Annotated in this window: 5 protein-coding genes and 3 tRNA genes; 3 read left to right on the plus strand and 5 right to left on the minus strand. The window is 71.2% G+C overall.

What is annotated here, in order from left to right; translation table 11 throughout:
• Positions 1-12: 12 nt before the first annotated feature.
• From ABT186_RS39985 to ABT186_RS40005, 5 genes are all read right to left on the minus strand, one after another.
• Complete coding sequence (locus tag ABT186_RS39985; protein WP_351929276.1) at positions 13-2,889, minus strand: PKD domain-containing protein; 2,877 nt, start codon at positions 2,887-2,889, stop codon at positions 13-15.
• Positions 2,890-3,143: 254 nt separating this feature from the next.
• Positions 3,144-3,217 (minus strand) — tRNA-Phe (locus tag ABT186_RS39990).
• Positions 3,218-3,241: 24 nt separating this feature from the next.
• Positions 3,242-3,316 (minus strand) — tRNA-Asp (locus ABT186_RS39995).
• A gap of 37 nt (positions 3,317-3,353) precedes the next feature.
• Positions 3,354-3,426, minus strand: a tRNA-Glu gene (locus ABT186_RS40000).
• An 80-nt stretch (positions 3,427-3,506) separates the two neighbouring features.
• Positions 3,507-5,123: a metallophosphoesterase family protein gene (locus ABT186_RS40005; RefSeq protein WP_351230595.1), complete on the minus strand. Its 1,617-nt coding sequence runs from the start codon at positions 5,121-5,123 to the stop codon at positions 3,507-3,509.
• A gap of 155 nt (positions 5,124-5,278) precedes the next feature.
• Between ABT186_RS40005 and ABT186_RS40010 the strand changes: the two genes are divergently transcribed.
• The 3 genes from ABT186_RS40010 to ABT186_RS40020 form a co-directional block, all read left to right on the plus strand.
• Positions 5,279-5,629, plus strand: a complete 351-nt coding sequence (locus ABT186_RS40010; RefSeq protein ID WP_351230597.1) for a metallopeptidase family protein — start codon at positions 5,279-5,281, stop codon at positions 5,627-5,629.
• A gap of 114 nt (positions 5,630-5,743) precedes the next feature.
• The gene (locus ABT186_RS40015) at positions 5,744-6,271 is read left to right on the plus strand and encodes a hypothetical protein (RefSeq protein ID WP_351230599.1); all 528 of its coding nucleotides are present in this window, start codon (positions 5,744-5,746) and stop codon (positions 6,269-6,271) included.
• Between the two features lie 258 nt (positions 6,272-6,529).
• Positions 6,530-8,411: DEAD/DEAH box helicase (locus ABT186_RS40020; RefSeq protein ID WP_351929278.1), on the plus strand; the 1,882-nt coding region annotated here is incomplete at its 3' end.

Consider the following 8,411-nt stretch of genomic DNA (forward strand, 5'->3'; position numbering starts at 1 on the left):
GCTGCCGGGCTGTCAGCCCACCGGGCAGACGTCGTAGTCGCCGAGGAGGTCGGCGTAGACGTCGACGGAGGTGGAGCCGGCGTTGTACAGGTCGATCTCGCCGTCGGTGCCGACCTTGACCAGTGCGCGGTTGGCGACGGCGTGTCCGGCGGTGAAGTCGACCGAGTGCACGCCGGGGCGGGAGGTGCCGTCGGCGTAGGCGACGAGGAAGCCGCTCCCGGACGGCGAGGGCACCGTGAGGTTGAGATCGACGGCGTTCACCCCGCTCGCCGGGACCCCGTGCGCGCCGGTGACCTTGAGCTTCAGCGTTGCGTGGGCGCCGAGCCTGGCGATCTTCCCGCCGGTTGTTCCGGTGCCGGTGCGGGTGTTGAGGATCCGCACCGGGCTGACGGGCTGGAACCCCGAACCGCTCGCGGAGGGGCCGTACCAGCCGACGAGGTCCGCGACGAGGTTCGCCGACGACCTGCTGGAGTTGTGCAGCACGACCTTCCCGTCTGTCAGCGGGATCATCGGGAGCACGATCTGGCCGGAGGCGGACTGCCCGGTGGTCCAGTACGGGCCCGTCACGCCGGAGTTGATGGTGCCATTCGGGGAGACGGTGAGGCTGCCGGACCCCTTGGTGGTGGTCGCCGCGACGTTGAGCACCACCGCGTTGGCGTCGGCCGGGACACCGTGGGTTCCGGAGACCGCCAGTGTGACCGAGTGGCCGCCGGCGACCGCGCCGGTGTCGAGGAGACGGACCGGTGTGGCCGGATGGTAGGTGCGGCCGAACTGGGTGTGCGACTGGAGGCCGATCGTGGCGACGTTGACGGTCACCGGGCCGGAGCTGCCGTTGTAGAGGTCGACCGAACCGGTCGGGGTGACCTTCACGGTCGCCTCGTTGGTGGCTGTGCGACCGGGCTCGAAGCTGATGGTGGAGGTGCCCGGGCGGGTGGTGCCGTCGGTGTAGAGAGTCAGGGAGCCGCTCGCCTTGGCCGCGCCGGCGACGATCTGCAGCTGGGCTGCGTCCACGCCGTCGGAATCGGCCTTCACGGTGGCCGCCGAAAGCTTCAGCACCCCGTGCGCGGGGATCGTCTTCTGGGTGTCGTACTGCGGGGTGATGGGCAGGAAGGCGTCCGCGGCGTTGAAGGTCGCCTTGGCGGTGGTGGTCCGGCCCAGCAGGTCCGTCTGCGTCAGCGTGGCGGTGTAGGTGCCGGGAGCCGGGTACTGGTGCTCCACCTGCTGGGCGCCGCCGGCCAGGTTGTCCTGGGTGCCGTCGCCGTAGGCCAGGGTCCGGCCGACAACTTCCCACGCGTTCGCCGGCTCGGGAACGGTGAACAGCGCGTCCCCCGCGGCGACCTGCCCATGGCTGTTGGTGACCGCGGCGCCGGACAGCGACGTGGCCGGCGGGGTGGCCGTGCCCGCGACGACCTGGGGCCGTACGGAGTGGCTCGACCCGTCGATGTCGGTCACCGTGATGGTCGCGGCGTACGTTCCCGGCGTGGCGTAGGTGTGTGTGATCGGGGGGCCCGCGGCCGCGGTGACCGGCGCGCTGCCGTCCCCGAAGTCGACCGAGTACGTCGTGACGGGCTTGCCCCACGAAGTGGTGGCGTCATCGGTCCTCACCGAGGTGACGAACGGTGCGACCCCGCTCGCCGGCGACGGCATGTCGTCGGCCGGAACAGCGATCGTGTCCTGCCGCTCGACAGCACCCCGGTCGGGGTGGGTCGTCGTGCCGGTGCCGGTGCCGGTGTCGGCGACGAGCGGGTCGTCGACCCGCGGGGCGCCGTTGATGTCGGTGGTGAGCTCGCCGGGCGCGTCGGCGTCGGCCGAGTCGATGAAGGGTGAGTGTTCGTACGGCGCGGTGAGGGCCGACGGCGCATTGAGCCCGTCGATGTCGTGCGCACCCTGCCCGGTCGCGTCCCGCAAGGCCGCGGTGGTGGCGTAGGGCGCGTCGGCCCAGGAGTACTCGGGGCGCGGCCGGGCGGACGGGCCGATACCGTTCGCCGCCACGTTGTAGTCGCCGGTGACCTGGCCCGCCGAGTCGGCCGACACCGCGTAGAGCGGAGCGGTGGGCGCCGGGCACGTAGCGCTCTGCTGCGCCCCCGTGGAGACGACCACGTTGTTCTCCAGCGCCCCTGAACTCCCGCCGTCGAGCGAGATTCCGGTGGCGCACGGCGCGGTGACCGTGTTGCTCGTCACATCCGCGCCGGACGTCCCCGTAGCCACGATCCCGCCCTGCCGCGGGGTGGTCACCACGTTGGTCGTCGCGGTGACCCGCGCCGCTCCCGGCTCCACCCGCACGCCGTACGCGTATCCGCTGCTGATCCAGTTCCGCGACACGATCACGTCCGAGGACGCGCCGTCCACGGTGACCGCGGTCCCCCTGCCGCCGGAGTCCGCCACCAGGGAGCGGCGGAACGACAGCCGGTCGAGGGTGACGCCCTCGGAGCCCGTCACCGACACCGCGTCTCCGCCGCTGTACCGGACCCCCAGCGATTCGACCCGTACGTCGTGCACACCCTTGAGTGTCAGCGCCGGAGCGGAGCCGGTCGGTCCGAGCTCCGCCCAGGAGCCGCCCGTGCCGAGCGGCGCCCCGGTGAACGTGATCGGTGCGTCCTTGGTGCCCGACCGCGTCAAGGTCACCGACCCCGAGTACGTGCTGTTGCCCGACGACTCGATCCGGACCGTCTGCCCGGGCTCCACCACGTCCGCCGCCGCCTGCACGGTGCAGAAGGGCATGCTCTGCGTCCCCGCGCCGCTGTCGCTGCACGCCACGTCGCGGTTCACGTACAGCGTCCCGGCCGCTCCCGGGTCCGCCACTGCCAGGCCGGTCCCCCAGCCGCTCACCACCCCCGCCACGACGATCACGGCGAGGGACAGCCCGACGGCAGGGCGGGGTCTGTGCATGAGATCTCCACTGGGCGTTCGCGGTGAGGTGACGAGAACGCCGGTGGGGGGCGAACCGCCTTGGAGGGAGGGCTGGTTGGCCTCCCGGACCGTTCGGCTCGGCGTTGACATGCAGGCGTCATCGTCTCAGCCCCGCCTCAAAGGAATGCCATGATCCACCCTCGTCTTGCCCAAACGGATTCGGACGACGGGCTGCACAAAAACAGCCCCTCCGGAAGATCCCGGAGGGGCTGTTTGCCCTGGTAGGGCGGCTGTGGCTGGGGCCGGGGTCGAACCGGCGACCTTCCGCTTTTCAGGCGGACGCTCGTACCAACTGAGCTACCCAGCCACGAGGTTTCACGTGAAACCTCAGCGGTCCTGACGGGATTTGAACCCGCGGCCTCCACCTTGACAGGGTGGCGAGCACTCCAAACTGCTCCACAGGACCAAGCTTTGCGTACGACAGTGTCGCACACGGTGTTACGTGCCCCCAACGGGATTCGAACCCGTGCTACCGCCTTGAAAGGGCGGCGTCCTAGGCCGCTAGACGATGAGGGCTATCGGCCCGCCTGGGCGCTTCTCAGCGCGTCGGGGACGTGAGAAGCATATGGGATGGGGGGAGGGTTCGCCAAAACGGTTTAGGGGGCGCTCGTCGTCGGTGTTGCGCCCGGGCGTGTCGGCTGCACGCCGGAGCTGCCCGCGGGGGCGGTGGTCGGGGGTGTGATGCTCGGGGTGGGGGCGGCGCCCGGCTGGTTCTCCTTGGGCAGGTGGCGGGTCACTTCCGCGGTCGTCTCGCCCAGGCCGCCGAGCCTGATCTCGTCCCAGGCCTGGAGGCGGCGGGTGTCCCGGTCCAGATAGAGGATCGAGGCCTCGATCGGGGCGGGATATGTGTGCTCGACCGCGCGCAGCCCGCTGCCGCCCGTCGAGCCCTCCATGCGCAGCCGGGTGCCTTGCTTCATGATCTCCGTCCCTTCGTGGTGCAGATGGCCGGCCAGCACCAGGGGGACCTCGCCGTCCGTCTCGCGCGCCGCAGTGGGCTCGTGGGTGATCGCGATGTCCACGGGGGTCCCGGCGGCCTTCTGGTCGCGCAGCGAGGCGGCCAGGCGTGCACCCGCCAGCTCCTCGGCACGGTCGCCGCCCGGTTCGACCGAGCGGTCGGGGGTGAACTGCGGGTCGCCGGTCCCGGCGAAGCGCAGGCCCGCGACGGTGATCGCCCTGCCGTCGTCCAGGACGTGGACGTTCTTCATGTGCTCCAGGTAGCGCTGCGTCGTGCGGGAGTCATGGTTGCCTCGCACCCAGATGTACGGGGCGCCCAGATCCGCGATCGGGTCCAGGAAGCCGTTCTCCGCCGCCGTGCCGTGGTCCATGGTGTCGCCCGAGTCGACGATCACGTTGACGTGGTACTGCTGCACCAGCGAGGTGATGATCTTCCAGCTCGCGGGGTTGAGGTGGATGTCGGAGACGTGCAGGACCCGGACGGTCGTCGGATCCGGTTCGTACGCGGGGAGGCTGGATGTGACGTCGTAGAGCTTCGTCACGTTCGTCACCAGGCGCGCCAGTTCCTTCTGGTAGACGTCGAATTCGGTGACGATGCTGCGCGCGTTGCCGACCAGGGACGGTGCGGAGGAGAGCAGGCCGGAGAACTTCGGTTCGAGGACCGACTCGGGGTTCCAGGTGGCGTAGGCCGTCCCTCCGGAGGCGGCGAGCAGCGTGAGCGCCAGGCCGCCGGAGGCCAGGGCGCGGCGGGGCCGGCGGTAGACGGCCAGACCGAGTGCCGTGGCGCCGGAGACCACCGCCACGCAGGAGCGCACGGCGAGATCGAGCGTGCCGTGTTCGACGTCGTGGGTGATCTCCTGCTGAAGCCCGGAGATCCGCTCGGGGTGGTCGACCAGGGCCTGGGCGCGGACCGGATCGAGCTGGTCGACGTTGACGTCGAGGCGGACGGGGGCCTCGTGGCTGTTCAGCTGCAGGGCGCCCAGCGGGGACACATTGATCTTCGTGCCGCCGGTGAGGGAGGGGCGCAGGGTCATGGTGGTGTTGACGGGACCCACCGGGACGCGTACGTCGCCCACGATCAGCAGGCCGAGCCATGCGCCCAAGAGTACGACGGCGACCATGCCCACGGCCCGGATCCAGGGGTGGGGCTGAGGGACGAGTTCGACGGCCGGGTGGGGGCGGAGCGAGCGGTAGTACCGGGTGAAGGTGTCCGACACCCTTCGTATGCGGTTCGGGGCTGCGATGGGGACGCGGGCCATTGGTCCCGTATGCCCAAGTTCCGGGGCGGGTATGCGGGGTGGTGCGTGACTCTCGCTCAGGGCGATTCGCGGATCTCGCCCGGAACGGTTCATGACTCTCGTATCGCGACGGTTCGCGGCTCTCGCAGGCGGGTGTCGTACCCGACAATGGCCCTGTGCTGGAGATGACGCGCGAGGAGTTTGAGGAACTGGTCGCCGAGGCGCTCGACCGGATCCCACCGGAGCTGACCCGGCTGATGGACAACGTGGCGGTGTTCGTCGAGGACGAACCGCCCACCCACGATCCCGAGCTGCTCGGGCTGTACGAGGGGACTCCGCTGACGGACCGCGGGGAGTGGTACGCGGGGGTGCTGCCGGACCGGATCACGATCTACCGGGGGCCGACCCTGCGGATGTGCGACACCCGGGAGGACGTGGTGGCGGAGACCGAGGTGACCGTGGTCCATGAGATCGCGCATCACTTCGGGATCGACGATGCCCGGCTGCACGCGCTCGGGTACGGATGACCTCGGGTTTCCGGGGCAGCTGACGTTCTCTCTGCCGGGCGCGTGTCCTCTTGCGGGCGGCGGGAGTTGGGCAGGGGGACTCTTCACACCGCCCGCCCCCGGAGGTGGCTGCCCGTGCGCCCCTGTTATGTACCCGTCCGTCTGGCTGCCGCGGTCATGGCCGTCGCCGCGGCCGCCGGCTGTATGAGTGTCGGGGACGACGCGGGCAGGCCGTCGCCGTCGCACTCCGCCGGGCGGCACGGCGCGGCCGACCCGGACGGGGGGTCGGCGGTGAGCGGAGGCGGGGGCGTGGGCCTCGGCGGGGTGACGGTCAAGGGAGGTTCGCCCAAGCCGGGTGAGTCCGCGTCCGGCGCCTCCGCGTCGCCTTCCGTGTCGGCGTCCGGGAAGGGGGCCGGGGCCGGCAGGCCGACGGCCAAGGAGCCGTCGAAGGGCGGCAACGGGACCGGTGGAGTGGTGCCGCCCGCGCCCACGAACGGGGAACCGGATCCTCCGCAGGCGTCGGCGGATCCGTCGCCGACCAATGCGCCGGATCCGCCGTCACCGTCCCCGACAACCGCGGAGCCGTCGTCCTCGGCGCACGAGCAGTCCACCCAACTGGTGGAGCGGGAGCCGGCACCCCGGGCGGGGGACCCGGTCGCATAGGCGCCGAGTGGGGTTCATGGCCGCCGGGGACGGCCGTGTGGTGAGGGTCACCCGGGGGATGCGCGGATCAGTTTGCGCTCGGTGGGGGCGGGTGCGTATGGTGGCAGATCGTTTGATCCCATTTGCCCGGCGCCAAAAAGACGCGCCGCGTGTGGCGCGTACTCTCCCTTGCCGTGGCCGGACCGCATAGAGGCGGTCGATTGCGACTTCACGGATGTTTGGGCGCGTGCCGTGAACTCCGGAAGGTTCGCATTTCGCATGTCTGTTGCCAGTACTGAGCACGTCGTCCTGCCCGAGGGCACCCAGGACACCGACCAGACCGCCGCTCCCGAGATCACCTTTGCCGATCTCGGCCTGCCCGAGGGCATCGTGCGCAAGCTCGCGCAGAACGGTGTGACGGTCCCCTTCCCGATCCAGGCCGCGACCATCCCGGACGCCCTGGCCCGCAAGGACATCCTCGGCCGCGGCCGAACCGGCTCGGGCAAGACGCTGTCCTTCGGTCTGCCGACCCTGGCCACCCTGGCCGGCGGCCACACCGAGAAGAAGAAGCCCCGCGCGGTCATCCTCACCCCGACGCGTGAGCTCGCCATGCAGGTGGCCGATGCGCTGCAGCCCTACGGCGATGTGCTCGGGCTGAAGATGAAGGTCGTCTGCGGCGGCACCTCCATGGGCAACCAGATCTACGCCCTGGAGCGCGGTGTCGACATCCTGGTCGCCACCCCGGGCCGTCTGCGCGACATCATCAACCGCGGTGCCTGCTCCCTCGAGGACGTGCAGATCGCGGTGCTCGACGAGGCCGACCAGATGTCCGACCTGGGCTTCCTGCCCGAGGTCACCGAGCTGCTGGACCAGGTGCCGGCCGGCGGCCAGCGCATGCTCTTCTCCGCGACCATGGAGAACGAGATCCAGACGCTCGTCGACCGGTATCTGACCGAACCGGTCAGCCACGAGGTCGACGCCGCCCAGGGCGCGGTCACCACGATGTCGCACCACATCTTCATCGTGAAGCCCAAGGACAAGGCTCCCGTCACCGCCGCCATCGCCTCCCGCAAGGGGCGCACCATCGTCTTCGTCCGCACCCAGCTCGGTGCCGACCGTGTCGCCGAGCAGCTGCGCGACGCCGGTGTGAAGGCGGACGCGCTGCATGGCGGCATGACCCAGGGCGCCCGCACCCGGACGCTGGCCGACTTCAAGGACGGGTACGTGAACGTGCTCGTCGCGACGGACGTCGCGGCCCGCGGCATCCACGTCGACGGGATCGACCTCGTGCTCAACGTGGACCCCGCCGGGGACCACAAGGACTATCTGCACCGCGCCGGGCGTACGGCCCGGGCCGGGCGTACGGGCACGGTGGTCTCCCTGGCCCTGCCGCACCAGCGGCGCCAGATCTTCCGGCTGATGGAGGACGCGGGCGTCGACGCCTCGCGCCATCTCATCCAGGGCGGGGCCGCATTCGACCCCGAGGTCGCCGACATCACCGGTGCCCGTTCCATGACCGAGGTCCAGGCCGAGTCCGCCGGGAACGCCGCACAGCAGGCCGAGCGCGAGGTCGCCCAGCTCACCAAGCAGCTGGAGCGCGCCACGCGCCGTGCGGCCGAGCTGCGCGAGGAGGCCGACCGGCTGGTCGCGCGGGCCGCGCGGGAACGGGGCGAGGACCCGGAGGCGGCGGTCGCCGCCACCGCGGCTTCGGCGGCGGTCCAGGAGGCCCCGGCTTCCACCCAGCCGTCGGCGGCCGTCGAGGCACCGGTCTCGGCGGTCACCCTGCCGGAGCAGCCGACCGCGCAGGACATCGAGCGGGCCGAGCGGTTCGAGCGTGAGGAGCGTCCGGCCGGCTCGTCGTCGTACGAGCGTCGTGAGCGCCGCGACGACCGCGGCGAGCGGGGCGGCTTCGGCCGGGACCGTGGCTTCGACCGCCGTGACGGTGACCGGGACCGTGGTTTCGACCGGCGTGACGACCGGCGTGACGGTGACCGTGGTGGGCGTTCGTTCGAGCGTCGTGACGACCGTGGCGGCTTCCGCCGCGACGGTGACCGTGACCGCCGTCCCTTCGACCGCCGTGACGGTGACCGGGACCGTGGTTTCGACCGGCGTGACGACCGGCGTGACGGTGACCGTGGTGGGCGTTCGTTCGAGCGTCGTG

Source organism: Streptomyces sp. NPDC001634 (assembly GCF_040298185.1).
GTDB lineage: Bacteria > Actinomycetota > Actinomycetes > Streptomycetales > Streptomycetaceae > Streptomyces.